This window comes from Anoxybacillus sp. B2M1, from assembly GCF_001634265.1.
Taxonomy (GTDB): domain Bacteria; phylum Bacillota; class Bacilli; order Bacillales; family Anoxybacillaceae; genus Anoxybacteroides; species Anoxybacteroides rupiense.
On the sequence record NZ_CP015435.1, the window covers coordinates 434,752 to 459,678 of the forward strand.

The following is a 24,927-nucleotide window of genomic DNA, read 5'->3' on the forward strand; positions in this document are numbered from 1 at the left end:
ATGAGGCTGCTAAAGGATCTTATTCAACAAATCAACCAAGCTAAAACGGTGGAGGAGTTAGGCCGTTTTCATCAGGAGCTAGCCTATCAGCTGCGCGGTGTGACGGAAAGAGAGAGAATTCCCTCTCTTTCCGATGTTTTAAGTGACGTCCATGATGCCATCATGAAACAAGCGATCGCGCTTGCCGAGGAAGCGGCTAGACGCGCGTCTGTAGGCAGACCGCCAGCTAGATGGTGCTGGTATGCAATGGGCAGTATTGGGAGGGGAGAGCCGACGGTATGGACAGATCAAGATCATGGCATTCTGTTTGAATGCGCTGCTGAAGCCGAGGAAGAGTGCTATATATTCATTCGTTATTTAGCTGAGATTGGCACAAAGTATTTATATGAGATGGGTTATCCGTATTGTACAGGAAATGTCATGGCGACAAACCGCAGATGGAGTCAATCGCTCCGTCATTGGCAGGAACAAATCGCTACTTATATCGACCACCATTTTCCAGATGATATCCGTTTTCTTCTGATTGCGATGGATATGCGTCCCATCTATGGGGCGAGTGAATTAGTGGTGGAAGGCAAGCGGTTTTTGATTGACCGGATTCATCACCATTCTCTTTTATTAAAACGAATAGGGGAGCATGTGATTTTTCCGCGGGTTCCGCTTGGGTGGTTCGGCAATTTTCAACTGGAGCGTTGGGGGCCGTATAGCGGTTGCTTGCATTTGAAGTACAGCGGCTATGTCCAATTAGTGAATGCGCTGAAGTTTTTTGCTTGTCAAGGAAATATTGCGGCGATGCGGACGAGAGAAAGATTAGAGGAAATAAGTGCCCAATCGCTTTTGCCAGCTGAACTGGCGGAAGCGGTGCGCGAAGCATTTTTCACATACGCATATTTTCGGTTGAAGTATTCGCTTGCGATAGACAGCAATGAATATGTTTCCGTTCACATTCTTAAGCGGCATGAACGAATGCAATTAAAACAAGCCATGAAGATTTCCCGGCGATTACAGCGCTTAGTGATGAGACGGGCTGGTGATTGATCGATGAATGAACAGCAACGTTTTTGGCAGCGAGCGCTTCGCATGCTGTCCCTTGGAGTTCCGCGCGAAAAAATATCGGCTGCATCAGAAACTGAAGGGCGAACATTTCAGCAAGAAGCATGGGATCGAGCGATGCTAAATGAACTGAAGAAAAAGCAGATCAGCATGAATACGCGTCTTGAGCAGATTCCTTTTATTATTGTTGACACAGAAACAACAGGATTTTCTCCAAAGAATGGCGCGGAAATTTTTGCGCTGGCTGCTGCCAAAACCATTAATGGAACCATGAAGGATTTTTATTTTACGCTTATTTGTCCAGAAAAAGAGATTCCAGAGCATATTTCGCAATTAACAGGAATTACAATGGAAGATGTCCGGCATGCACCGCGTCTAAAGGAGGAAATGAATCATTTTTTAGCATTGATGGGAGAAGGCATTTCAATGGGCTATCATATTGCGCATGATCTTGCTTTTATTAACCATTTTCTTTGGGCTAACTACAGAACAAAATGGACGATGCGTTTTCTAGAGCTGCAGCAGGTGATGGAAGCTATTCACCGCAAGCCGTTTTCTACGCTCGATTCAGCCTTGGAGCATTATCGCATTATCTGTGAAAAAAGGCATACGGCTGATGGCGATGTCCAAGCGATGGTGCTGCTTTGGACGAATTTATTGCAAGAGCTGAAACAAAAGCAAATTGAAACGTTGCATGATCTATATACGCTGCTAAGCATCTATTCATAAAAAGCTACCGAGGACGGTAGCTTTTTTGCGGTTTTATGAATGGGTTGGCGTCGGTTCGGCATAACCTTCTTTATATTTCTCATCAATCATGCTGCGGATTTCTGAGATTGATTTGCCTTGCTTGTATGCTGTGATGGACTCGTCCGCAATCTCTAAGCAAACTCCGCATTTTGTGGCGTGATTATCCCATACAATGGTGCCGTCTTTTTTATTTTCGTAAACAAAGCAGTCATAGTTATTTTTATGGCCGGCAGATTGTCCGCACCCGCAGTAGCAGGGAATGCTTTCAAGCAGTTCGCGATGCTTCGCGGTTTGTTGATAAAGAACGGCCATATTTTCATCATAGGAGTTTAAGAAGTTCGGTAATTTGTCAACGGATTTGGTTGTTTCTCGTATATCTCCGGAGCTGGTTGTATAGGTTTTGGCGTGCTGTTGATCATCTTGATCTTTTGCTTTTTCTGTAGAACAAGCGCTGACAAGTAGACTTAAGGAGAGGAAGCACGCTGCCAAAGATGTACGTTTCATTGCTTTTCATCCTTTCATTCATCATTACATACTTTGAATCTAGCATAAGTCATGCGAAATAGCAACTTTTTGGCGGCGATGATGGTCTGTCTTCCTATTCGATATCTGTTGTTTTAAGTCGAATGTGATGCGAAAAAAGCTGCCCTGATATAAAACGGGCAGCTTTCTTAAAAACTCCTTATTTTTCTAAAAAGTATTTTTCGATGTCGTCTAGCATGAGGTTAGCAGCAAGCACACCGCCAGCTGTATTCCAAATTGTATCGCTGACCTTGTATACCTTTCCTTGTTTAGCAACATTTAAGTTTTTAAAGAGCGGATCGTTAATCCATTCTTTTTCTAGCTCGTTCGCTTTGCCATCCCCTGTTTCATAGGTGAAATAGAACAAAATGTCACCATCCATTGCTGGGATTCGCTCTTTTGTGACGCCCGTTTCAGCAAAATCATTGACGTTTTGTGATTCAGGACGAGCAAAGCCGAGCTGATCTAAAATGATGCCGGAAAAGGAATCTTTATGATAGATTCGGACATCGCCTGCCATAAAACGAACAATGGATACCTTCATATGTAGTTTATCGCCAAGTTTCGCTTTTAAGTCGGCAATACGTGAGTCGTATTGTGCAATGATTTCTTTTCCTTTTTCTTCTTTATTTACCGCTTTAGCGTACAACATAAAATTTTCTTTCCAACTGCCGCGAAGGGTTTCAGAAAATACAGTTGGCGCGATTGCTTTCAATTGTTCGTAAATTTTTTCTTGACGTAATTTGTTGCCGATAATTAAGTCAGGCTTTAATGCTGCAATGGCTTCAACGTTTGGTTCACTTTCAGTGCCAACCTCTGTTACATCCTTCATTTGTGTTTGGATATGGTCGTACCAAGGATCTCCAGTCCATGATTTGACAGCCCCAACTGGCGTGATTCCTAAGGCCAAAAGCGCTTCTGTTCCTTCATTTGTCAAGATGACGATTCGTTTTGGTGTTCCTTTTATTTCCGTTTTGCCCATCGCGTGCTCTACTGTATAGCTTTGGGCGTTTTCCTTTTCATTTGTTTGTGCTGGCTGTGCTTCCTTTTTTCCTCCGCACGCAGTCAGGCTGAGAAGCAAAGCGAAAGCAGCGGCAATAATGGTAGTGAGTTTGAAACGTTTTAGCACAGTGAAAAGTCCCCCTTTTCTTTTAGAAAATGATAATTATTTTCATTGACAGATTCAATAATAAAAGTATTGATAATGGTTGTCAATAAGAATATGATAAAACAAATAGGAATTGTATCAATTAATGATAAGGTAATTTTAAAAAATATTATTGACTATGAGATTCATTATCAAATAGACTTATTAATGGTGAGAAACTTTAGTATATTAAGGGAGCAAGTAGAATGTTAAAGACGAATTATGCAAAAGGCTTAGGACTCATGCTGGCATGTTTGCTGCTTGGGGCGAGCATGTGGATGAGTATTATTTTAGGATACACTAACACGAGCTGGAAAATGGCCATAGACGCATTTTTACATAATGACGGTTCAAACGAACATATTGTCATTACAACTGTTCGTTTGCCGCGCGCATTAATTGGCGCTTCAGTTGGAGCGAGTTTAGCAATGGCGGGGGCGCTGATGCAGGCACTGACAAAAAACCCGCTCGCTTCCCCAAGTATTTTCGGAATTAATGCAGGTGCTGGATTTTTTATTGTGCTTGTTATTACTTTTTTTCATGTAAGCTCTTTTCAGGCCTTTACATGGTTCGCTTTTTTAGGGGCAGCGATAGCGGCTGTTAGCGTATTTGTTATAAGTGCTTCCGGAAAAGAAGGAATGACACCCATCAAACTCACATTAGCAGGGACTGCTGTCGCAGCGTTATTTTCTTCATTGACTCAAGGAATGCTGTCAGCTAATGAAAAAGCGTTAGAGGAAGTGCTGTTTTGGCTTGCTGGATCTGTTTCTGGAAGAAAGCTAGATATGCTGGCCGCTGTTTTTCCTTACTTGTCCATGGCGTGGATTGGCGCTTTTTTGTTAGCTCCAAAGGTGAATGTATTAATGCTTGGGGATGATGTGGCGGCGGGACTTGGCCAGCGCATAAATATGGTGAAATTGGCAGCGGCCATTCTTGTCGTTTTGTTAGCCGGCGGTTCAGTGGCGGTTGCAGGTCCGATTGGATTCATTGGAATGATGGTGCCGCATATAGCAAGAGGGGTCGTCGGTACGGATCATCGTTGGTTGTTGCCATATTGTGCGCTTATGGGAGGAATTCTCTTAGTTTTAGCTGATATTAGCGCACGCTATGTGTTAATGCCTCAGGAGGTGCCTGTCGGAATTATGACGGCGCTGATTGGTGTCCCATTCTTTATTTATATTGCCCGTAGGGGGATTTTGAAAAAATGAAGAAGAAATACCTATCGCTTCGCATGAGTAATTATCTTTCTTTTCTTATCGACAAAAAAGCATTCATTATCAGTCTAGTATTATTAATGCTGGGATTGATCGTGTTTTTAGTGAGCTTAGGAATGGGCAGTGCGTATATTTCTCCGTTGAATGTAGTAAAAACGCTTTTTGGAAGCGGAACAGATATGGAGAAAATCGTCATCCATACTTTTCGTTTGCCGCGCGCCATTGTAGCTTTGTTTGTTGGGATGTCGTTAGCAGTAGCAGGGGCCATTTTACAGGGAATGATTCGCAACCCGCTTGCTTCCCCGGATGTGCTCGGTATGACTAGTGGTGCCGCGGCGGCTGTTGTTGCGTTTTTAGCGCTATTTAGTGATCAAAATCATTCATTGACCATTAGCATTCACTGGCTGCCGCTTGGGGCTTTTGTTGGTGCCACGGTATCGGTGCTTTTGGTTTATATGCTAGCTTGGAAAAACGGGATTTCCCCTTTTCGTCTTGTGTTGATCGGCATAGGCATTTCCGCGCTGATGCAGGCTGGAACCACTTTCTTAATGATAACAGGTCCGATTTATCGTGCGAGTCAGGCAAATGTATGGATTACGGGAAGTATATATGGAGCTTCTTGGAAGGATGTCGCTTTTCTTGTTCCGTGGGCGCTGATTTTATTGATGATCAGCATCGTATCAGCACGTAAGTTAAATATTCAGGAACTAGGAGATGAAATTGCGCTGGGAGTTGGCGTTTCTTTGCAAAGGCAAAGACTTTTTCTTCTGTTGTTAAGTACGGCATTAACAGGAGGGGCTGTAGCGTTTGCTGGAGGAATTGGATTTGTCGGGTTAATGGCGCCACACATGGCGCGAAGACTTGTTGGTTCATCGTTTGGAGCCTTACTTCCTGCGGCTGCGTTGCTTGGTGCGATTTTGGTCATGCTGGCCGATTTAGTGGGACGTACGATGTTTGCCCCTCTCGAAGTTCCTGCTGGTGTGTTTACGGCAGCACTTGGAGCCCCTTATTTTATTTATCTACTATATAAAAGCCGACAGTAGAGAGGGAGGAGTATCATGAATTCATTGCAAACGAAGGAATTAACACTGGCATATGGGGATACCGTGATTATTAAGGAGCTAGATTTAAGCATTCCAAAAGGCAACATTACGGTGCTGATTGGAAGCAACGGATGTGGCAAATCCACTCTCTTGCGTTCCATGGCCCGCCTTCTTAAGCCGGTTAGTGGTGCTGTGCTGCTTGAAGGAGAGGAGATTGCCAAGCTTCCGACAAAGGAGGTGGCTAAAAAATTAGCTATTTTGCCACAATCCCCCTCAGCTCCAGAAGGTCTAACGGTTCTTCAGCTTGTCAAACAAGGACGTTATCCGTATCAATCTTGGCTACAACAATGGACAAAAGAGGATGAAGCAGCGGTTAATAGAGCGCTTGAAGTAACAGGGATGAAGGCATTAGCTGAACGTTTAGTTGATTCTCTCTCCGGGGGACAGCGGCAAAGAGCATGGATTGCCATGACTTTGGCCCAAGAGGCGGACATTATTTTATTGGATGAACCAACTACATATTTAGATATGACCCATCAAATGGAGATTCTTGATTTATTATATGAATTAAATGTGCAGGAAAAGCGAACCATTGTGATGGTGCTCCATGATTTAAACTTAGCTTGTCGTTATGCTCAACATATAGTGGCCCTTCGTGATCAATCTGTATATAGACAGGGAAAACCAGAAGAAGTGATTTCACCAGAATTAGTAAAAGAAGTATTTCAAATGGATTGTATAGTGATCCGTGATCCATTGTTTGGGACACCGCTATGTATTCCGCACGGAAAAGGACGCCGCATTTCCCCTCAAAAGAAGGAGGAGTGTAATGGAGCTTTCAGACTATGAGAGAAGTCAATTAGAACCATTTCGTTTTTCCATGAAGCAGACAGATTCACCTTTGTCTATTTGTGTTGCTCAGTTATTCGATGAAAAGGATTTACGTTACTATTTCGAAAAGCTACGGAAAAAAATAGGAGCACCGAATATGGCAGTGACCGCTTCGATATTTATCAAGCGCTACAGTTTTGTTGTTGTCATCGCTTTGTATGCCATGTCAGTGTGGAATAAACGGCTGTTTCTTCCGTTTGACCGTATTTATTTAGAAACTGACGATACTGCGGAAATATGGCTGCCTACGTTTCGGATTGAACCTCTTCAATATACACAATCAGCCCAAAAGCGAATTCAATGGAGAAAAGAAACAATAGAAGAATTGTTTGCAAATCATCTTTCTCCTTTAATTGGGCAAATCCATCCTATTGCCAAGATTCCTTCTCTTGTTTTATGGGAAAATATAGCCATTTATCTTTTTTGGCTATATGAAACCGTATTAATGAAGGATGAAGCACTTTCTGGCATTGCTGTCCAACTTAACGAAGATTTGCAAACGGTCATTCAAACGATGAACCTTGCACGTTTTTGGGAAAAAAGAAAGAAGGTTGGGCGTCGGGTAACCTGCTGTCTCTCTTATCAAACAACAATGGCGCATTCATATTGTAAAATATGTCCATTAAAAAAGGATCATTTCTAAACCTCTCCCGCTTGTGAAAACGGGAGAGTATTTTGTTTATGAATAAAAGGCCAGCTTATTTGTCGTTTTGATTCCCTAGAACCAATGTTTTGTATCCTAATATATGAAATACAACAAAAAAATGAAAGGAATGGCATCTATAAAAAACTGTAGTTGGAAGAGTTTTGTAACAAGTTTTTTCTTTGCTCAAAACGATCGTTTACCTTGTTATCAAACAGGTTCATAGAGAAAATAGCGGTCTATGATTGTATCTTTACAAGAGAAATACGTTTAGACAGATTGGTCATATTTCATCCTACGCCAATGGCCCCGTTTGGCTTCGTTGTCCTCGTTTTCAAGCTGGGGACATGACCGTGAATTGATGATATGTAGACAACGTCATCATGAACTTTATCTACAACCTGAAGCTTAGGAATTTTTTCTTCGTTTTTCGAAAAAAATTGGTCCATTTTGTTGATTTTTGTTGTTATATTAGTAAAAATGAAAGTGTAAGAATCATAAGAAAATGATAAGCAAGAGGGCGACTTTCTGTTGGAGGAGCAAAAAATATACTGGAGAGGTCATTATTCATATGGAAGATAAATTTTCCACTTTTTTTCAACATTTTGTAGAGTCTATTGCCCTCATTGATGCAAATGGGCGTATTATACATATGAATCCGGCTTTTCAATCTCTAATAGGGGAAGAAGCAGGAAATATTCAAGCACTAGGTTTTTCGTTAGAAGATATGGAAAAAGTTCATTGTGGCCAGGCGGTTCACTATGAAAAGTGGGAGGTTCAAAAAGCGGATGGAGGATGTGTCACAGTCAGCGCATCGTTTCTTCCGCTCCAAAGTGAAACCGATTGCGCCATCTTGTGCGTGTTGCGCGATCGCATGGAGCTCTTGCGAATGGAAGCGGCATTGCAGGAAAGTAAACAGCAACTACGGATGATTGCGGAACATTCGTTTGATGATCTTTTGATTCTTTCCCCTGAAGGAAAAATATTGTATTGTTCATGGTTTCATATATTTGAAGCTTCTGCGGAGTACATGGATATGGAAACTGTTTTCTCCCGTCATGTACATCCAGAAGATGTAGCAGCGCTGCGTCAAAAATGGGAAAGATTATATGAAACGAAGGAAGAACAAGCGGTAGAGTTTCGCAAGAGAAACAGGCATGGTGAATGGGTTTGGATGCAAGGTTATGGACGGTTTGTTGCGAATGAAAATCAACCTTTTCATTGGTTTATTATCTCTACCAAAAATATTAATGAGCGAAAACAATACGAGGATCAACTTTATCAGCTTACCTATTTCGATCCGCTGACAGGCATTGCCAATCGAAGATATTTTGAAAAATATATTTGGCAGTTGATCGAACAGCAGAAAACGTTCGCCTTATGTTATCTTGATTTTGACAAGTTAAAATGGATTAACGATCATTTTTCTCATCAAGCAGGGGATTACTTTTTAAAAGAAGCGGTTAAAAGAGTAAGAAACGCATTGCGCACCGCTGATTTTTTTGCTCGAATTGGCGGCGATGAGTTTGTCTTGCTATTACCTGACATGACGAAAGAAGCAGTGTCTCAATTCGTGGATCAGCTGATTTGCGCTTTCCATCAGCCGTTTCATTATGAAAAACAAATGATTCAGTCGACGCTTTCTGTCGGTATTTCTTTTTTTCCAACGGACGCGGTGGATGCCAACGAATTAATGAAATATGCCGATCAAGCCCTCAACTACGTGAAAAAGCGTGGCAAGAACGGTTATTATTTTTACCAGCCCGTCCAAAATCGAGCGACTATCATTGAGCGGGATCTCCCGTTTGCCATTTTGCGGGAGCAGTTTTATTTATGCTATCAGCCGAAAATTGAGCTTGGGAGCGGGACGGCGATGGGGGTGGAAACGCTGCTCAGATGGCGGCATCCATCCTTGGGTGAAATCCCGCCGTTGGAGTTCATTCCGCTAGCAGAACACAGTGGATTTATTTTTGAAATTACATTATGGGTTCTGGAGCAAGCATGCCGTCAAGTGAAGCAATGGCAGCAGCATTTTCATCATTTGAAGCTGGCTGTAAATTTATCTCCTTTTTTATTGAACCGTAAGGAACTGATCGGACATGTGACCTATATTTTAAAGGCAACAAATTTTGCGCCGGAGCATTTAATTTTAGAAGTGACAGAAAGCGGATTGATGGAAAATATTGAAACAGGAAAGCATATTTTGACTGAGTTAAAAAATATTGGCGTGCAAGTGGCGATCGATGATTTTGGAACAGGCTTTTCCTCACTTGCCTACATCCGTAACTTGCCAGTGTCGCTTTTAAAAATTGATCGCAGCTTTATCCAAGGGATCGCGGACAATTCTAAAGATGCCACCATTGTTGATACGATTATTCATTTGGCGAAAAGCCTTGATATTCAGGTGCTCGCAGAAGGTGTGGAAACAAATAACCAGCTTTTGCTTTTGCGGCAAATGGATTGTGACTTTGCACAAGGATTTTATTTCAGTAAATCATTGGAGGCAGAAAAGCTGCAAAAATGGCTCGCGCACTATAACAAAACGGCCTTTCAAACCAATCACCCCCTCTAAGCGAAGAGAGGGGTTTTTGTTGTAACCTATCCACGGGGAAGCCGCTCACTTGGAAATGACATGTAGGCGGGAATGGCCACCAATACTCTACTCATGTATTTATGAAGGTGAATCGATCGATTCGATCAAGGAGAATGTTCATCCTTCCGGTGGTGATCAACTTCATTCAGCCAAGGGCATCTGTAAAGAAAAAGGAATATTTACGTGGATCAAGAAGTAAAAAGATAGCGCTAGAGAACGGATACCCGAGCCGTGGTTGGCTAGGGGATTTTCGAGAGACGGAGGAGAAGGAGCATGTTGACATTATACGTCACAAGACATGGAGAAACGGAATGGAACATTGAAAAACGATTGCAAGGATGGAATGACTCGCCATTGACGAAGAAAGGGAGGGAGGATGCGCTTCGTCTTGGAAAAAGAATGGAGAAGATTGATTTAACAGCGATTTATACAAGTACAAGCGGACGGGCTCTTGAAACAGCCAAACTCATTCGCGGCGAACGTTTGATTCCTATGTATGAAGATGAAAGATGGCGAGAAATCCATCTAGGTGATTGGGAAGGAAGGACGCATGAAGAGATTCAGAAGTTTGATGCTGTGCGGTTTCACCATTTTTGGAATGAGCCTCATGTATATCAGCCGGCGCGCGGTGAGGCGTTTAGCGATGTGCAGCAACGCGCCTTTGCGGCGTTAGAAAGCATTATTGAACGCCACGCGTCAGGCGATATTTTAATTGTCACCCATGCGGTGGTTTTAAAAGCGTTGACGACTCTTTTAAAAAATGCGCCGCTTGAGCGGCTTTGGGATCCACCGTACATTTATGGTACGAGTGTAACAACGATTCAAGTGGAGAATGGCGTGATGACATTGCTTAGTGAAGGTGATGCGTCGCATATCGAGGAAGTCAAGCATGTATAATGAAATGTCCCGCCTATTATCGAAAGAAGGCGGGACATTTTTTCTTATAGAAGATCAAACCATTGCACGATGTGAGTGGTTAAAAAGGTAACGGCAATCGCGATACTCGTTGGAATCAAAAAGGCGAGCAGCGTCCATTTTTTGCTTTTTGTTTCTTTATAAATATTAATCAATGTTGTGCCGCATGGATAGTGAAGTAAAGAAAATAACATCATATTTAATGCGGTCAGCCATGTCCAGCCGTGATCAAGGAAAATTTGCTTTAATGAATGAAGATCATCGACTTCTGTTAATGCCCCTGTTGATAAATATCCCATGAGCAAAATAGGCAGCACAATTTCGTTAGCTGGAAGACCCAAAATAAAAGCCATTAAAATATAGCCATCAAGTCCAAGTTCACGTGCAAACGGATCAAGCCAATCCGTAATGTAAACCAGAATGGTCGTGTCACCAATGTGAATGTTCGCTAATATCCATGTTAACACACCGGCTGGAGCAGCGACAGCAACCGCACGTTTTAGCACATACACGGACTTATCTAATGTAGCACGAATAATGGTATCCCATATTTTAGGACGACGATAAGGCGGAAGCTCAAGTGTATAATGAGTCGGCACGCCACGCAATGCGGTTTTAGATAAAATCCATGAGACGGTGAGCGTGACAATAATTCCAAACAGAACCATGGCGACGACGACTCCTGCGGTAACAAATGTTTTCCATCCGCCTGTATAGCCTGCCGCCATAAATAGAGAAGCGAGTAAAATGAGCGTTGGCCATCGTCCGTTACAAGGGACAAAATTGTTGGTTAAGATAGCCAGCATACGTTCACGCGGCGATTCAATAATGCGTGTCGACATAATGGCAGCGGCGTTGCAGCCAAAGCCCATCGCCATAGTGAGAGATTGTTTTCCGTGCGCTCCTGATTTTTTAAAGAGACGATCCATATTAAAGGCTACTCGCGGAAGGTACCCATAGTTTTCTAACAAAGCAAAAATCGGAAAGAATATCGCCATTGGCGGCAGCATAACACTCACCACCCAAGCGGTTCCGCGGTATAGACCTAATACGAGAATTCCATAAAGCCAGTCTGGAGCGTGCAGCTGTTTAAAAACAAGACCAATATAGCCTTCAAGCCAATTAAAAAAGTTTGCCAGCATACTTGAAGGAACATTGGCACCGGCTACCGTAATATAAATGACGATCGCAAGCATGGCCAGCATGATGGGAAATCCCCATATTTTCGAGGTGAGCACACGATCTAGTTTCTCGGTCTCATCATGCTTCTTTTGTTTAGTATAGTGAACGGATTCTCGGCAGATCGCCTGTGACGTTTGAAAAAGGGCGGAAACGATCTGCTCACGCGTATCGCTATCTGTCAAGCTTTGTGCCCGGCTCATTAACTCCTCAAATGGATTTAGTGGAGCAGTTGCACGCATAGTGGGGCACCTCCTTTAGAAATTGCTGCGGTTCCTTTTGTAGCGATTGAAGGAGAGACATATCTCCATCTAACAGGCGAAGCGCGATCCAACGGGCAGGATAATGGTCACCGATCACCTGTTTGACAAAAGGGACCAGCTTTTCAATTTTTTCTTCAATTGCGCGATTGTACGAAATTTGTAGCGGATTGGTTTGAATATCCCCACGAACCATTTGATCGATGGTATCTAGGAGTTGATCAATTCCTTCTTCATTGCGTGCAGAAATAGGAACAATAGGAACGCCTAGCTTTTGTGAAAGCTTGTGGATGTCTATTTGTATTCCTTTCTTTTTGGCTTCATCCATTAAATTCACGCAAACGATCACTTGACTTGTCATCTCTAATACTTGAAGCGCGAGATTCAGATTTCGCTCCAGAGCTGTGGCATCTAAAACAACGAGTGTAACATCTGGTTTAGCGAAAATGATAAAGTCCCGCGCTACTTCCTCATCAGCCGAATTGGAATATAATGAGTACGTTCCGGGAAGATCCGTAATCTGGTAGCTTTGACCTTTATAATCGAAAAAGCCTTCCGCATGTGCAACGGTTTTTCCTGTCCAATTGCCTGTATGCTGCCGCAATCCAGTTAATAAATTAAATAATGTGCTTTTTCCGGTGTTCGGATTTCCTGCCAAGGCGATTGTATATTGATTATGATTGTTGCTCATTGCGCATCCTCTCCCCATAAATGTTTGAGCTTTCTTCATTTCGTAACGCGATGGTTGTATGGCTGACCCGATAAGCGGTTGGATCGCCAAGTGGACTTTTCTGCAGTACGAGCACTTCGTTTCCTGGTACGAATCCTAAGTCAAGCAATCTTCGCTTCATCGTTCCCTCTATTGCGATTTTTATAATTCGAAACCGTTCTCCTGGCTTGGCATCAGATAATCGTTCAAGTTTTGCTTGGGTCACAACAGTTGCCCCCTCATTAATAATTTGTACTAGTATTATAATTTTTCCCTAGACCAACTTTTATTTTTATATTATTCAGCGATGGTCATTTTGTCAATGATTTTGTTTGTTATTCTTTTATAAAGGTGAGGCAGAAAGCGATACAGCGTTTGTTTTTTCTTTGGATGAAACGAATAACGCTTAGGTCTTTATAGGGTGTTATGGATATCTAAAAATGGAAGGAAAAAGAAAAAACGGTTTGTTGGTTTCTGAACATGGTCTTTTCAGGGATGCTTCGTTTTATTTGAAGTTGCTTTTGTTATTCGGCAGCTAAGAGCCTGTGATGATGGGCAGTTCTTGTTTGTCGAAAAAGACAGAAAATCGTTGGGTGAATCGGGGAAAAGTCGAATCTTCGAGTTACACTTCTATTAGAAAAAATGTTATTATAAAAATAATCTGAATTTTAAATAAAGAGATGCTTGGGAAACAAAGGGGAAAGGTGGTGAATTCTGCGCAAAACAGCACGTTTTGACGCGGACGAAAATGAAAACGGTTACGGATGGGACCATACTATGGACGCCAACAGAAGAACAGATTCAACAGTCGAGTATCTATCGCTATATGAATTGGCTGCAAGAAAAAAAGGGAATGAAACTGCAAACGCATCAACAGTTATGGACATGGTCGGTGGAGCATTTAGAAAAGTTTTGGGAGACAGTATGGGAGTATTGTGGGGTGCAATCCTCGCATCCGTATCAATGCGTGTTGGAAAAGCGGGCTATGCCGGGAGCACAGTGGTTTCCAGGAGCGCGCCTCAATTATGTTGAGCACGTTTTTCGTCATGCACAAGACGAAAAAACGGCGCTGATTTTCCGCTCAGAGAACATCGCACAACGCGAGATCACATGGAAAGAGTTAAAGGAGCAAACAGCGGCGGTTGCCAGCGCTCTCAAAAAATTAGGCGTCAAACGCGGCGATCGCGTGGCTGCTTATATGCCGAATATTCCGGAAACCGTGATCGCCTTTTTAGCGTGTGCCAGCATTGGCGCCATTTGGTCAAGCTGCTCCACTGATTTTGGCACCGGCAGCGTTATCGACCGTTTCCAGCAAATTGACCCCGTCGTGTTCATCACGGTGGACGGGTGCCAATATAATGGGAAATCATTTGACAAACGCGATGTGATGAACGAGCTTCGCCAAAAGCTCCCATCGCTCAAGAAGACGATTCTTGTATCATATTTAAATGAACAAACAAAAGCGCCAGATGATTCTGTTTGGTTATGGAGCGATTTGATTCAGGAACAGAGCGAGCTTTCGTACGAGCATGTTCCGTTCGATCATCCTCTTTGGATTTTATATTCGTCAGGGACGACAGGACTGCCAAAGCCGATCGTTCAAGGCCATGGAGGAATTTTGCTGGAGCATTTGAAAATATTGATGATTGAACAAAACATGACGGCTGACAGCACCTTTTTCTGGTTTACCACAACAGGATGGATGATGTGGAATTTTTTGATTGGCGGTTTACTGGTAGGAGCCAAGGTTGTGCTTTATGACGGAAGTCCTACGTTCCGTGATGGCCACATTTTATGGGAGCTGGCCGAACAAGCTCAGATCACTCATTTTGGAACAAGTGCCGCATTTATTAATCTTTGTATGAAGCTAGGAATCAGCCCAAAAGAGCAGTACGATCTTTCTTATTTACAAGCGGTTCTCTCCACGGGATCCCCGTTGACGACCGAAGGATTTGCTTGGGTGTATGAGCATGTTAAAAAAGATGTTTGGTTAGTGTCGTGCAGCGGCGGAACCGATGTGTGCACCGCGTTTGTCGGCGGCTCCCCGATTTTGCCTGTGCGGGCAGGGATGCTGCAATGCCGAGCGCTCGGTGCCAGCGTTCAATCGTTTGATGAAAAGGGTCAGCCGCTTATCAATGAGGTGGGTGAACTAGTCATTACCGCTCCAATGCCTTCCATGCCGCTGTTTTTCTGGAATGATGAAAATTACAAGCGTTATAAGGAAAGCTATTTTGACACATATCCGGGAGTTTGGAAGCATGGGGACTGGATTAAAATTGATGAACAGGGAAGCTGCGTCATTTACGGACGTTCCGATTCCACGATCAACCGCGCTGGCATCCGCATGGGAACAAGTGAAATTTATCGGGCGGTTGAAACGGTTGACGGAGTGATCGAAAGCTTAGTGATTGACTTGGAGGTCATGGGGAGACAATCCTTTATGCCGCTATTCGTTGTGCTTCAGCCTGGAAGAAAATTAGATGAGGAATTGAAGCATAAAGTGAAGGAGGCCATTAAAACCAAAGTGTCACCGCGATTTATTCCAGATGAAATTTATCAAGTGGAACAAATTCCGAAAACGTTAAACGGAAAGAAAATGGAAATTCCGATCCGCAAGGTGCTATTAGGCTTCCCGCTTGAAAAGGCGGTGAATGTCGGTTCGATGGCGAATCCGGAGTCGCTGGAGTTCTTTGTCGAGCTGGCGAAAAAGTTGGAGAGCCCGATGTTGAACGGATAACGGGGATTATTCGCTATGAAGCAAACGAGGCCGTTGCTTTGCGGCAGCCGCCTCGTTTTTTATTTCATTTCTGTTAAAAGCTCATGTTGATAATGTCAAAATGCTGAAGGAAACCTATTATTGTAGTTTTTCGATTGTTCTTGCACTAACCCGTCAATTGTTGAATAAATGACCATTACTATTTATGGCAATTTATCATTGGAATGAATCATATTATTGATTACCATTCCAATGATAAATTAGTTGCACAACGCCAGAGGAGAACGTTCTTGTATTAACTAGTTTTAAATTCAATCTTTGCTTTATATCAATAAATAAGGGTTTTCCTTCTCCCAAAATAACAGGGTGGACAGATAATCTAAATTCATCAATAAGCCCTAAATTGATAAAAGTAGTAATAAGATTTGCTCCGCCATATAGCCAGATGTCTTTACCAGGTTCATTCTTTAGTTTTAATACTTCTTCCAAAATATTATCATTTATGAATGTCGCTTTGTCATCAGCCTCTTTTTGCGTTCTGGAAAACACATATTTTTTTTGCTATGAATTAATTCCCAAATTTCTTTTTCAGCATCATCAGTAGTTTCTGGGGTAAATTGTCCCCATAAATCGTAGCTTTTTCTTCCATATAAAATAGTATCAATTTGGTTTAAGAAATTAATAAACTCCATCTCAGAGTCCATGATGCACCAATCAACTTCTCCATTTTTCCCTTCAACAAAACCATCTAAAGTAACTGCTAAATCTAAAATGATTCTTCTCTGTCTTACGTTATTTGACATAACTCATCTTCCTTTTTATCATTTGGGTATTGTTTCTTCTTCCTTTAATAATTCCATATTTCATTATTGACAGCATTTATTGCTGAAAAAGTGACTGAAGTTACTAAAAAGTCTCTCTCGTTTCATTAGTTAGACGCCCATCAACAGAACATAAAGGTTTGACATGTTTAATTTATTGATATACTTGCTCTTTCTTTGTATGTGATAATTAGTCGATGTGTTTTAAGAAGTTGCTAAGCGCTTTGCTCAACTTAAGTTCTTTATACGAATATTTGTCGCTATCGGATTATATCAAAAGTTCAGAGAAGGTTCAAATATCAACAGTTACCTTTAACAGAGTCTTTATTATCTTTAAATTCCATTTTTTGTTTACATATTTTTTAGCATCTCCTATAATAAACCGTGAAATGGAAGTGGATGGTGCGAAGAAACGGCAATGTGTCCTTGTCATTTTGGCGCGCTCGAGGGAGGGAACAAAGACTTTATGTTGAAACATTGTAACGATTCAAATGTTGCTGTAGTCTTAATCCATGAAATCTACGGAATCAATGATCATATGAAATATGCAACGCAAATGATTACTGCTCAAGGGTATGACGTCTATTGCCTTAATTTGCTCAATAGGGAAACTTTCCATTACAATGGTGAGAAAGAAACTTATCAATATTGTCGAAATGAAATTGGATTTGAACAGGCGAAACAATTTAGCGCAACCCTTAAAAAAGAAGTACGAAACTGTCGTGTTTTGGGGATACAGCGTCGGCGCCACTGTGGCATGGTTATGTTCTGAATATGATGGGATAGGGGATGCAGCAATTGGCTACTACGGTTCCCGAATTCGAGACTATACCGATTTGCGTCCAAAAATGTCTGTACGTTTATTGTTTGCCGAACAAGAGGCGTCGGTTGATGTCCATCAGCTGACAGAACGATTATCGTGCACATCAGGCGTGAACATCGAGAGGGGGGAAGGCGCACACGGGTTTGCCAATCCTTTCTCGCGTTTTTATCACCCTGAAACGGAAAAAAGAGCGCTTGATTGGTCGTTCAAATTCATTGAAACGATTTGGACAGGCGAAAAATAAACAGAAGGATTTTTAACGATTTACCGTTTCAGGGGGGACATGATTAAAAGTAAAAGGGGGATTCAAAGCATGTACCAAGGAAAAGTCGTCGTCATTACCGGAGCGGCGGGAGGCATCGGGCGCGGGCTAGTGAAAGCATACGCGGAGCAAGGCGCAACGGTTGTTGCTGTCGATAAAGCGAAAGAAGTGGAAGTGGTCACAAGCAGACTGCAAGCGCAAAAGTATGATGTTCATCCATACGTGTGCAATTTAAGTGTTCCGGATGAGATTGTGAAGATGTTTGAGCAAATCAGGGAATCGTTTGGCCGAATGGATGTGCTCATCAATAATGCCGGATTTGGCATTTTCGTTTCGCCGTATGATTTAACCGTCGAACAGTGGGATGATGTTATCCACACGAATTTGCGCGGCACGTTCCTTTGTTCGCGTGAAGCAGCAAAAATGATGCGAACGCATGGCGGCGGGGCGATCGTGAACATTTCTTCGACGCGGGCGCTCATGTCGGAAGCGAACTCGGAGGCGTACGCGGCTTCCAAAGGCGGCATTTTATCATTGACGCACGCTTTGGCCGTTTCGCTTGGACCGGATCGTATCACGGTTAATGCGATTTGTCCTGGATGGATCGAAACGGGTGATTATGAACAGCTGCGCGATGAAGACCACGCCCAGCATCCATCCGGCCGAGTCGGGAAACCGGACGATATCGCCCGCGCTTGCTTATATTTGACAAATCCAGACAACCATTTTGTCACGGGGATTCAATTGGTCGTCGATGGCGGGATGACGCGGAAAATGATATACGTGGAGTAGCAGAAAACGATAAATGAAGAGGTTTTCACAAAGGAGCTGTTAGTATGGGATAGCTCCTTTGTTGTTTTTTGTGGTTGTGTTCGGCAAGAAATGCGCAGAGAAGATTGTTCAATACTATAGTTTTAAAAAGCGAAAAGTTTGTCAGTGGATACGTTAAAATAAATCGTCATTAATGGATGAAATGTCGCGATTCTATGCACATGTGGTCTAAGGAAAATCGATGATTGGGAGACGAATCTAATGATTGACTTTTACGTTAACGTAAATTAAAATAAAATTCAGAAAAATAAAAAATATAGGTGAACTCGATGAATTTCTATACCATCTCCCAGCTGTCGCAGGAATTTGACATCAGCACGCGGACGATTCGTTATTATGAAGAGCGCGGGCTCATTGTACCGATCCGCACCGAGTCGGGCCAGCGCTTGTACACGAAAAAGGATCGGGCTGTGTTAAAGCTTATTTTGCGCGGCAAGCGGTTTGGCTTCTCGCTTGAGGAAATTCATGAAATGATTTCGCTTTTTGACAAAGATCGCACCGGACGGAAGCAGCTTGAAAAAACGATTGAATATGGTGAGCAGAAGCTGAAGGAGGTGAAAGAGCGGATCGCTGATTGGCTGCAGCTAAAACATGAAATGGAAACGATTTTAGAAGACTTTAAAACAAGATTAGAAGAATTGGAGGGAAGTGAATGAACATTTCTGAACTCTTGGCGCGAAATGCGCGCAAATTTCCGGAAAAAATCGCGATCATTGATGGAGACGCGGTTCTTTCATACAGGCAAGTGGATGAGACGGTCAATCGCCTCGCTTCGTCGCTGCAAAGGCTCGGGCTGAAGCGAGAGGATAAAGTCGTTTTGTATATGCCAAACACGAAAGAATTTGTGTATGCCTACTTTGCGGTTTTGCGCCTCGGCGCGATTGCCGTTCCGGTCAACGCCCGGCTGACGGCTGAAGAAGTGCGCTATATTGTCGAGCATAGCGAAGCGAAAGCGGTCATCGCCCATGATTGGATTTATGAAGCGCTGGCGCCGCTTGCTGGCGATTTCGATCTTCTATGGATCAAAACCGGCGAGGCGAAAGACGGCTGGCGGTCGCTCGCGCAGCTCATTCATGATGGCAGCGCGAATTCGATTGCCTGCCCGCTTCAAGAAGACGATGAAGCGACGATTTTATATACATCCGGCACGACAGGGAGGCCCAAAGGCGTCTTATTTACGTACCGCAATATTTTATCTGTCGCTGTCATGATGGCGCTAGAAACGAAAATGGATAAAGACAGCCGCTTGTTGCATATGATGCCGCTCAGTCACTCCGCTCCGCTTCATTTATTTTTTATTGGCGGCATGTATGTTGGGGCCACCCATATATTATCACCTTCGTTTTCCCCAGAAGCATTGTTTCAGCTTGTCGAACAGCACCGCATTACCCACTTTTTCGGAGCCCCTGTCGCTTATCTGCTTGCGGCTAAGCACCCGCTCCTTCATCAGCATGATCTCTCTTCCGTTCAATATTGGACATATGGCGGAGCGCCGCTGTCAGCTGAAGAAGTGCGATTGATCGCCAAACAGTTTCGCACTGACCGCCTCATGTGCTTATACGGCTTAACAGAAGCCGGTCCGAACGGCACGTACTTGTCGCCGGAGGAACATGCTCACAAAGCGGGCAGCGTCGGTAAATTCGCTGCGCTCAACTGCGAAGTGAAAATTGTCGATGAGCAGGGACGTGAAGTGCCAGCGGGTGAAATTGGAGAAATTGCGCTCGCCGGCGAAGGAACGATGAAAAGATACTATAAAGACGAAGAAAAAACAGGAGAAACATTAAAAAACGGCTGGCTTTATACGGGAGATTTAGCTCGTCGTGATGAGGACGGTTATATTTGGATTGTGGACCGTAAAAAAGATATGATTATTTCCGGCGGTGTCAACGTCTATCCGAAGGAAGTGGAAGACGTGTTGCGAACCCATCCCGACATTATAGATGTCGCTGTTGTTGGAGTGCCGCATCCGGAATGGGGGGAAACGGTAAAGGCTTTTATTGTTGGGGCAAAACCGATCGATTCACTCGCAGATCGTTGTAAGCGTTTTCTATCAGGGAAGCTTGCTGATTATAAAATTCCGCGCTTATATGAACAGATTGATGAACTGCCGCGCAATGCGACGGGAAAAATATTAAAGCAAGTCTTAAGGGGGATGGGCGATGAAGCAGCTGCACGAAGCTGATCCAAATTTACTGGCGAATTTAAAAAAATATTTAGATCCAGAATTATATGGCTATGCAGAGAAAGAGCTGGAGAAGTTTTGGCAGCTTTGTATGACGGAATTTGATAAAAGGGCCGTCCATACCGATCGTGAAGGGCAGCCGAGGTTAATCAAATATGATCGCTTTGGAAATGATGTATCGGAGGTGTGGGTCAACGAAGGCTACCGTCAGACGGTAAAGCAAACATATGAATCTGGAATCGTCGGCTACGTTCATAAAACCATTCCAGAGCTTGGCCGAAAAGGCAACTATATTTACTCTTATGCGCAAGGTTATTTGTTATCACAGGTAGAACCGGGTTTTTATTGCCCGGTCACGTTGACAATGGCAACGGCCTATTTATTGGAGCATTTTGCGGATCAAGAGCTGAAAAATAAATATTTGCCACATGTCATTTCAACAGGAGAAGTCGAACGATATGAGGGAGCCACCTTTTTGACAGAGCGGCAAGGAGGATCGGATGTTGGAGCGAATGAGGTGAAGGCGGTTCCTTGCGGCGATCATTATAAAATTTATGGTGAAAAATACTTTGCGAGCAATGCTGGCATGTGCGGCGTAGCCATGGTATTAGCGCGCATCGAGGGCAGCGGACCAGGAACAAAAGGACTTAGCTTGTTTCTTGTGCCGTGGCGCACGGACGATGGAGCGCTCAATGGCATTCAAATTCGCCGATTGAAAGATAAGCTTGGGGTGCGGGCCGTTCCATCAGCGGAAGTGGTGTTTGACGGTGCGAAAGCTTATGTTGTGGGCGATCCGACAAAAGGCTTTTATTATATGATGGAAGCGCTCAATTTATCGCGTGTCTGCAATGCGGTTGCTTCCATCGGCATTATGAAGCGGGCGCTTGATGAAGCGGTACAGTATGCAGAGGAACGATCAGCTTTTGGGCAAACATTGACCTCGTACCCGATGGTGAGAGAAACGTTGGCTCACTTGACAGCGCGCCAAGAAGTACAGACAAGTGCTTGTTTTGAGCTGATTGCATTATTTGATCGCATTATGCAAGCGCCAGAGCAGGCAACGGAAGCAGAAAAAGCGTGGAATCGGCTATTGATTGCCATTTTGAAAATGCGCACCGCTGAAGAGGCGATCGCTTTTGCGCACGAAGCGATTGAGATGCACGGCGGCAATGGTTATATCGAAGATTTTGTCACTCCAAGGCTTCTTCGTGACGCACAAGTGCTGACGGTTTGGGAAGGCACCGCTAATATTTTGAGCTTGGAAGTATTGCGGCTCATCCGAAAGCATCGCATTGAGGAACGCTTTAACGACAAGATGCGCGAGCAGTTGGCGGCGCTTCCCGGACATCTTCGCCCGTTGGCGAAGCCGGTGGAAAGCGGATTGGATGAGCTGATGGAGTCATTGCCAAGGCTGCAAGCGATGCCGGAACATGCGCAAACATACCATGCGAAAAAAATAGCCAATCGTTTGTGCGATCTTTATTTAAGCGTGACGGCATTGAAAAACGCTTCGGAAAGCGAACGAAGCGAAATGATTGCCCGCCTCTTTTTGCAGCACATTTGGCCTCAGCATTTACTGGATTATGAGATGCTTGCGGTCCATTGTTTCGATTTGCTGGTAAATAAAAATAAGAAGATGAGAGTATAAGAGGATCAAAAGAAGCTGGCGTATGCCAGCTTTTATTTTATGGAAAGATTGAAGAGAGCGCTTTTTTGCTAATTTTATCGACATCGATCGATGGAGACAGGGGAGTCATATGATTCGGAGATTGACCAAAAGAGATCATTCCGCTGTTTTTCTTTTTAGCGCAAGAAGCTTCTATCAATCTTTTTATCATTGATGATATCGTGGCTTTTGGTTATTAGCAGGATTTCCAAGAATTATGGGGAGACTTTGACGAACAAGGTGCGCTTCGGGCCGTTTTATGGCGTTTTTATGATATTCTGTATGCTCCAGCCGCGTTTGATGCAGATGGATTTGCTGAGATCATTCGCCGAGATCCTGCTTCGATCCGACTTTCCGGAAAATCAGAGATTGTGGAGCAATTGGAAAAGCATGAATAGGAATGGACTGCGGTGGGATTCTTTCAATAGCTTGCAGTTACATAGAATCTATTATATAGTAGAAGTGAGACACAAAAAAAGCCCCTTACTCCAAAAGGGGGACAAGCAACAAATCAATCTAGAATCAACCTCTAAGTTTTGCCATGCTATTCCAAAAAGGAGGTGATCAGACATGGCCAAAGACGTGCTCTGTGAAGTGAACACTTGCCGCCATTGGGGTGACGGCAATCAATGCCAAGCTGACAAAATCTACATCATTTCTCATAGTTCCCATGAAAAAGCACAAAGCTCTGCAGAAACAGATTGCAAAACATTCGAAGCTAAGTAATGGAGACAGGGAGGTAAGGAAGTCTGTCATTCCTTCCTCCCGCATTTATTCTAACATGAATGATAATCATTATCAAGCGTTTCTTTTATCATTTATTGGAGATTTTTACTCGCTATCTGTGCTTTCAAGGAAGTGGGATTTTTTGTACTCGGCATATGTTTTGCTGCTACATATTCATTGATAAAAAACTTTGATCCGCTGATGAATAACGGAAAATGACGGATCAAGGTCAGACACAATATATAGCTCAAAAGGGGAAATCATAAATGACCGAATCCCGATTTGTTGAATTTTTTATTGAAGCGAAGAAATAGACGTATGCCGCTGAAGGAAATGCGACAGCCGTGCCTTCGCTATTGAATGGAGCAAAGCAGCTTGAATATCGCAAAGGCAGCTTTCTATACCGCGGATCTTTATTTCAGTTTTGCTTAGCTTGCCGGACAAGAAGTCGTAGGACAGGATGAGCAGTTGCTTTGATCAATGGTGCGGTTGGGAGGAGTGCTTATTTCTGATATGCCGTGCGAGCTAAAATTGCTTTGATTTATGCTTTTTTGCGTCAAACGCTCTGATTTGTCGAGAGCAATGACCCATATCGGCCAATATATTGAAATTGGACGATATGCTTACCTAAACGAGTGGGTGGGAACCATTTACTCGGAAAGAGAATATTTTTCACAACGGCGAAAAAGTGCACGAGCTTTGCTATAGTGGAGGATTCATTCGATAAGGGAATTTAGCGGCGATGGTTTGGGGAATATTTATGCTGGTTAAATCGTCATGGCTAATGAATGTGGTCGTTAGGGAGATGATCTTAACCTGCTATTTTTCTCTTAAACATTGGGGACGTGTTAGAAAAATGATAAGGCAGTTACAATGGCATTTATCCCGACGTAATCGGTCATCTTTGTCCAATGAGCAAGACGGGATTGTAGAAAAGAAAATAAGAAATTAGGATGGGATTGGGGCAAATGAAAAAAGAACAGGAGCTATTGAGCGAGCTGCTTCATTGGGGAGAGGCTAACAGCGAGGTTCGAGCGATGATATTAACAAGCTCGAGGTCCAATCCTTATGTTAAAAAAGATATCTTTAGTGATTATGATGTTGAATTATATGTTAAAAATTTAACTCCTTTTCTAGCTAGTGACCAATGGTTAAAAAGTTTTGGTGACATGATTACTTGCGTTCCGTTAAAACCGTCGGTAAATCAAAACAGGATCACCCGCCTTGTTCTCTACGAGGATGGGACAAAAATTGATTTTCAACTATTTACTGTGAAATCGCTAATAGCGCTTGTTCAGAAACCGCAGCTTCCTCCAGAATATGATAACGGTTATCAAATTTTACTTGATAAAGATCAGTTGACTCAGAAGCTAAAAACTCCAACTTATTCAGCATTTTTGACACAAAAGCCGACAGAAGAAGAGTATCTGGAGCTTATCAATGATTTTTGGTGGGATACGACTTATGTTGCTAAAGGACTATGGCGCGATGAATTATACTTTGCCAGGTTTATATGCTTGATTCTGTGATCCGATTTCATTATTTGCAGAAAATGGTGGAATGGTATATAGGTGTTCAGTATGATTGGAAGGTGAATCCGAACAAGCATGGCCGATGGTTTAAAAGATATCTAGATGAAGAAACGTGGATCGAGCTTGAGTCGACCTTTGTCGGAAGCAACATAGAGGATAACTGGACGGCTCTGTTTGGCATGGCCGATTTGTTTACAAAGTTAAGCGCGAAAGTTGGCCAGGCATTAGGCTATACATATCCTAGCAAAGTGGAAGAAAAGATCAGGGAGTATTTGTTACAAGTAAGGCGGTTAGATAGATGTTAGCCTGTTGGGCTGTTTTTTCACGGTCGGGGGCCAGGTCTAAAGACTGACCTTCTGGCCGTGGTTTTTACTGGACATTCCATTTCTGAGCCTCCTCCCCCGCTCTGTTAAGGGGCGGAGGATGTTATGAACGTCTTTTCATGTGTA

At 43.2% G+C, this 24,927-nt stretch carries 21 protein-coding genes and 3 pseudogenes; 18 read left to right on the plus strand and 6 right to left on the minus strand.

The genetic code is table 11. From position 1 onward, the window contains the following. Positions 1 to 1,038 (plus strand): DUF294 nucleotidyltransferase-like domain-containing protein, encoded by a 1,038-nt coding sequence (locus GFC28_RS02160; protein WP_044746429.1) that lies wholly within the window; start codon positions 1 to 3, stop codon positions 1,036 to 1,038. A 3-nt stretch (positions 1,039 to 1,041) separates the two neighbouring features. Then, the gene (locus GFC28_RS02165; RefSeq protein ID WP_044746430.1) at positions 1,042 to 1,782 is read left to right on the plus strand and encodes an exonuclease domain-containing protein; all 741 of its coding nucleotides are present in this window, start codon (positions 1,042 to 1,044) and stop codon (positions 1,780 to 1,782) included. A gap of 33 nt (positions 1,783 to 1,815) precedes the next feature. Here the strand turns inward: GFC28_RS02165 and GFC28_RS02170 are convergent, their stop codons facing one another. Continuing rightward, entirely contained in the window at positions 1,816 to 2,307 is a 492-nt protein-coding gene (locus GFC28_RS02170; protein ID WP_044746431.1) for a PCYCGC motif-containing (lipo)protein, read from the minus strand. A 178-nt stretch (positions 2,308 to 2,485) separates the two neighbouring features. Continuing rightward, positions 2,486 to 3,454 carry an ABC transporter substrate-binding protein gene (locus GFC28_RS02175; protein ID WP_044746432.1) on the minus strand — a complete coding sequence of 323 codons (969 nt, stop codon included), beginning with the start codon at positions 3,452 to 3,454 and terminating at the stop codon, positions 2,486 to 2,488. Positions 3,455 to 3,678: 224 nt separating this feature from the next. Between GFC28_RS02175 and GFC28_RS02180 the strand changes: the two genes are divergently transcribed. The 6 genes from GFC28_RS02180 to GFC28_RS02205 all read left to right on the plus strand — a co-directional run bounded on the left by GFC28_RS02180 (position 3,679) and on the right by GFC28_RS02205 (position 10,753). Beyond that, on the plus strand, positions 3,679 to 4,680 hold the full coding sequence (locus GFC28_RS02180; protein WP_044746433.1) for a FecCD family ABC transporter permease: 1,002 nt from the start codon (positions 3,679 to 3,681) through the stop codon (positions 4,678 to 4,680). Next, the gene (locus GFC28_RS02185; RefSeq protein ID WP_044746434.1) at positions 4,677 to 5,729 is read left to right on the plus strand and encodes a FecCD family ABC transporter permease; all 1,053 of its coding nucleotides are present in this window, start codon (positions 4,677 to 4,679) and stop codon (positions 5,727 to 5,729) included. Before GFC28_RS02180 ends, GFC28_RS02185 begins: the two co-directional genes overlap by 4 nt. A 15-nt stretch (positions 5,730 to 5,744) precedes the next feature. Then, positions 5,745 to 6,578, plus strand: a complete 834-nt coding sequence (locus tag GFC28_RS02190) for an ABC transporter ATP-binding protein (RefSeq protein ID WP_044746435.1) — start codon at positions 5,745 to 5,747, stop codon at positions 6,576 to 6,578. After that, the gene (locus tag GFC28_RS02195) at positions 6,559 to 7,263 is read left to right on the plus strand and encodes an IucA/IucC family C-terminal-domain containing protein (RefSeq protein WP_044746436.1); all 705 of its coding nucleotides are present in this window, start codon (positions 6,559 to 6,561) and stop codon (positions 7,261 to 7,263) included. The genes GFC28_RS02190 and GFC28_RS02195 overlap by 20 nt, the downstream gene beginning before the upstream one ends. 571 nt (positions 7,264 to 7,834) lie before the next feature. Continuing rightward, entirely contained in the window at positions 7,835 to 9,835 is a 2,001-nt protein-coding gene (locus tag GFC28_RS02200) for a putative bifunctional diguanylate cyclase/phosphodiesterase (RefSeq protein ID WP_044746437.1), read from the plus strand. A 294-nt stretch (positions 9,836 to 10,129) separates the two neighbouring features. Then, complete coding sequence (locus tag GFC28_RS02205; protein ID WP_044746438.1) at positions 10,130 to 10,753, plus strand: histidine phosphatase family protein; 624 nt, start codon at positions 10,130 to 10,132, stop codon at positions 10,751 to 10,753. A gap of 44 nt (positions 10,754 to 10,797) precedes the next feature. On the opposite strand, the gene GFC28_RS02210 is transcribed toward GFC28_RS02205, so the two are convergent. Genes GFC28_RS02210 through GFC28_RS02220 form a run of 3 tightly spaced genes read right to left on the minus strand, consistent with a single transcriptional unit; the run spans position 10,798 to position 13,145 of the window. Then, on the minus strand, positions 10,798 to 12,192 hold the full coding sequence (locus GFC28_RS02210; RefSeq protein WP_044746439.1) for a nucleoside recognition domain-containing protein: 1,395 nt from the start codon (positions 12,190 to 12,192) through the stop codon (positions 10,798 to 10,800). After that, on the minus strand, positions 12,161 to 12,901 hold the full coding sequence (locus tag GFC28_RS02215; RefSeq protein ID WP_044746440.1) for a FeoB small GTPase domain-containing protein: 741 nt from the start codon (positions 12,899 to 12,901) through the stop codon (positions 12,161 to 12,163). The genes GFC28_RS02210 and GFC28_RS02215 overlap by 32 nt, the downstream gene beginning before the upstream one ends. Beyond that, complete coding sequence (locus GFC28_RS02220) at positions 12,885 to 13,145, minus strand: FeoA family protein (protein WP_044746441.1); 261 nt, start codon at positions 13,143 to 13,145, stop codon at positions 12,885 to 12,887. The genes GFC28_RS02215 and GFC28_RS02220 overlap by 17 nt, the downstream gene beginning before the upstream one ends. Positions 13,146 to 13,667: 522 nt before the next feature. On the opposite strand from GFC28_RS02220, the gene GFC28_RS02225 reads away from it, so the two are divergent. Beyond that, on the plus strand, positions 13,668 to 15,656 hold the full coding sequence (locus tag GFC28_RS02225) for an acetoacetate--CoA ligase (protein WP_044746481.1): 1,989 nt from the start codon (positions 13,668 to 13,670) through the stop codon (positions 15,654 to 15,656). 213 nt (positions 15,657 to 15,869) lie between these two features. On the opposite strand, the pseudogene GFC28_RS02230 reads toward GFC28_RS02225, so the two are convergent. Next, a pseudogene (locus tag GFC28_RS02230) lies at positions 15,870 to 16,438 on the minus strand (dihydrofolate reductase family protein). A gap of 556 nt (positions 16,439 to 16,994) precedes the next feature. Between GFC28_RS02230 and GFC28_RS02235 the strand changes: the two are divergent. The 9 genes and pseudogenes from GFC28_RS02235 (at position 16,995) to GFC28_RS19915 (ending at position 24,783) form a co-directional block, all read left to right on the plus strand. Beyond that, positions 16,995 to 17,523 (plus strand): annotated as a pseudogene (locus GFC28_RS02235) (dienelactone hydrolase family protein). 69 nt (positions 17,524 to 17,592) lie between these two features. Continuing rightward, complete coding sequence (locus GFC28_RS02240) at positions 17,593 to 18,333, plus strand: SDR family NAD(P)-dependent oxidoreductase (RefSeq protein WP_044746442.1); 741 nt, start codon at positions 17,593 to 17,595, stop codon at positions 18,331 to 18,333. Between the two features lie 308 nt (positions 18,334 to 18,641). Next, positions 18,642 to 19,028, plus strand: coding sequence for a MerR family transcriptional regulator (locus GFC28_RS02245; protein ID WP_044746443.1), 387 nt, complete (start codon positions 18,642 to 18,644; stop codon positions 19,026 to 19,028). Beyond that, positions 19,025 to 20,554, plus strand: coding sequence for a class I adenylate-forming enzyme family protein (locus GFC28_RS02250; protein WP_044746444.1), 1,530 nt, complete (start codon positions 19,025 to 19,027; stop codon positions 20,552 to 20,554). The genes GFC28_RS02245 and GFC28_RS02250 overlap by 4 nt, the downstream gene beginning before the upstream one ends. Beyond that, positions 20,532 to 22,202, plus strand: a complete 1,671-nt coding sequence (locus GFC28_RS02255) for an acyl-CoA dehydrogenase family protein (protein ID WP_044746445.1) — start codon at positions 20,532 to 20,534, stop codon at positions 22,200 to 22,202. Before GFC28_RS02250 ends, GFC28_RS02255 begins: the two co-directional genes overlap by 23 nt. A 109-nt stretch (positions 22,203 to 22,311) precedes the next feature. Beyond that, a pseudogene (locus GFC28_RS20170) lies at positions 22,312 to 22,499 on the plus strand (GNAT family N-acetyltransferase); the annotation flags it as partial. 291 nt (positions 22,500 to 22,790) lie between these two features. Continuing rightward, the gene (locus GFC28_RS18630) at positions 22,791 to 22,946 is read left to right on the plus strand and encodes a DUF1540 domain-containing protein (RefSeq protein ID WP_080862730.1); all 156 of its coding nucleotides are present in this window, start codon (positions 22,791 to 22,793) and stop codon (positions 22,944 to 22,946) included. A gap of 968 nt (positions 22,947 to 23,914) precedes the next feature. After that, positions 23,915 to 24,475: an aminoglycoside 6-adenylyltransferase gene (locus tag GFC28_RS19910; RefSeq protein WP_052661040.1), complete on the plus strand. Its 561-nt coding sequence runs from the start codon at positions 23,915 to 23,917 to the stop codon at positions 24,473 to 24,475. After that, complete coding sequence (locus tag GFC28_RS19915) at positions 24,460 to 24,783, plus strand: aminoglycoside 6-adenylyltransferase (protein ID WP_082063858.1); 324 nt, start codon at positions 24,460 to 24,462, stop codon at positions 24,781 to 24,783. Before GFC28_RS19910 ends, GFC28_RS19915 begins: the two co-directional genes overlap by 16 nt. Positions 24,784 to 24,927 lie beyond the last annotated feature (144 nt).

What these genes read in the sequence shown, in the direction of transcription:
- GFC28_RS02160 (WP_044746429.1), top strand. Translation starts at nt 1, where the DNA reads ATGAGGCTGCTAAAGGATCTTATTCAACAAATCAACCAAGCTAAAACG.
- GFC28_RS02165 (WP_044746430.1), top strand. Translation starts at nt 1,042, where the DNA reads ATGAATGAACAGCAACGTTTTTGGCAGCGAGCGCTTCGCATGCTGTCC.
- GFC28_RS02170 (WP_044746431.1), bottom strand. Translation starts at nt 2,307, where the DNA reads ATGAAACGTACATCTTTGGCAGCGTGCTTCCTCTCCTTAAGTCTACTT.
- GFC28_RS02180 (WP_044746433.1), top strand. Translation starts at nt 3,679, where the DNA reads ATGTTAAAGACGAATTATGCAAAAGGCTTAGGACTCATGCTGGCATGT.
- GFC28_RS02185 (WP_044746434.1), top strand. Translation starts at nt 4,677, where the DNA reads ATGAAGAAGAAATACCTATCGCTTCGCATGAGTAATTATCTTTCTTTT.
- GFC28_RS02190 (WP_044746435.1), top strand. Translation starts at nt 5,745, where the DNA reads ATGAATTCATTGCAAACGAAGGAATTAACACTGGCATATGGGGATACC.
- GFC28_RS02195 (WP_044746436.1), top strand. Translation starts at nt 6,559, where the DNA reads ATGGAGCTTTCAGACTATGAGAGAAGTCAATTAGAACCATTTCGTTTT.
- GFC28_RS02200 (WP_044746437.1), top strand. Translation starts at nt 7,835, where the DNA reads ATGGAAGATAAATTTTCCACTTTTTTTCAACATTTTGTAGAGTCTATT.
- GFC28_RS02205 (WP_044746438.1), top strand. Translation starts at nt 10,130, where the DNA reads ATGTTGACATTATACGTCACAAGACATGGAGAAACGGAATGGAACATT.
- GFC28_RS02210 (WP_044746439.1), bottom strand. Translation starts at nt 12,192, where the DNA reads ATGCGTGCAACTGCTCCACTAAATCCATTTGAGGAGTTAATGAGCCGG.
- GFC28_RS02215 (WP_044746440.1), bottom strand. Translation starts at nt 12,901, where the DNA reads ATGAGCAACAATCATAATCAATATACAATCGCCTTGGCAGGAAATCCG.
- GFC28_RS02225 (WP_044746481.1), top strand. Translation starts at nt 13,668, where the DNA reads ATGAAAACGGTTACGGATGGGACCATACTATGGACGCCAACAGAAGAA.
- GFC28_RS02240 (WP_044746442.1), top strand. Translation starts at nt 17,593, where the DNA reads ATGTACCAAGGAAAAGTCGTCGTCATTACCGGAGCGGCGGGAGGCATC.
- GFC28_RS02245 (WP_044746443.1), top strand. Translation starts at nt 18,642, where the DNA reads ATGAATTTCTATACCATCTCCCAGCTGTCGCAGGAATTTGACATCAGC.
- GFC28_RS02250 (WP_044746444.1), top strand. Translation starts at nt 19,025, where the DNA reads ATGAACATTTCTGAACTCTTGGCGCGAAATGCGCGCAAATTTCCGGAA.
- GFC28_RS02255 (WP_044746445.1), top strand. Translation starts at nt 20,532, where the DNA reads ATGAAGCAGCTGCACGAAGCTGATCCAAATTTACTGGCGAATTTAAAA.
- GFC28_RS18630 (WP_080862730.1), top strand. Translation starts at nt 22,791, where the DNA reads ATGGCCAAAGACGTGCTCTGTGAAGTGAACACTTGCCGCCATTGGGGT.
- GFC28_RS19910 (WP_052661040.1), top strand. Translation starts at nt 23,915, where the DNA reads ATGAAAAAAGAACAGGAGCTATTGAGCGAGCTGCTTCATTGGGGAGAG.
- GFC28_RS19915 (WP_082063858.1), top strand. Translation starts at nt 24,460, where the DNA reads ATGCTTGATTCTGTGATCCGATTTCATTATTTGCAGAAAATGGTGGAA.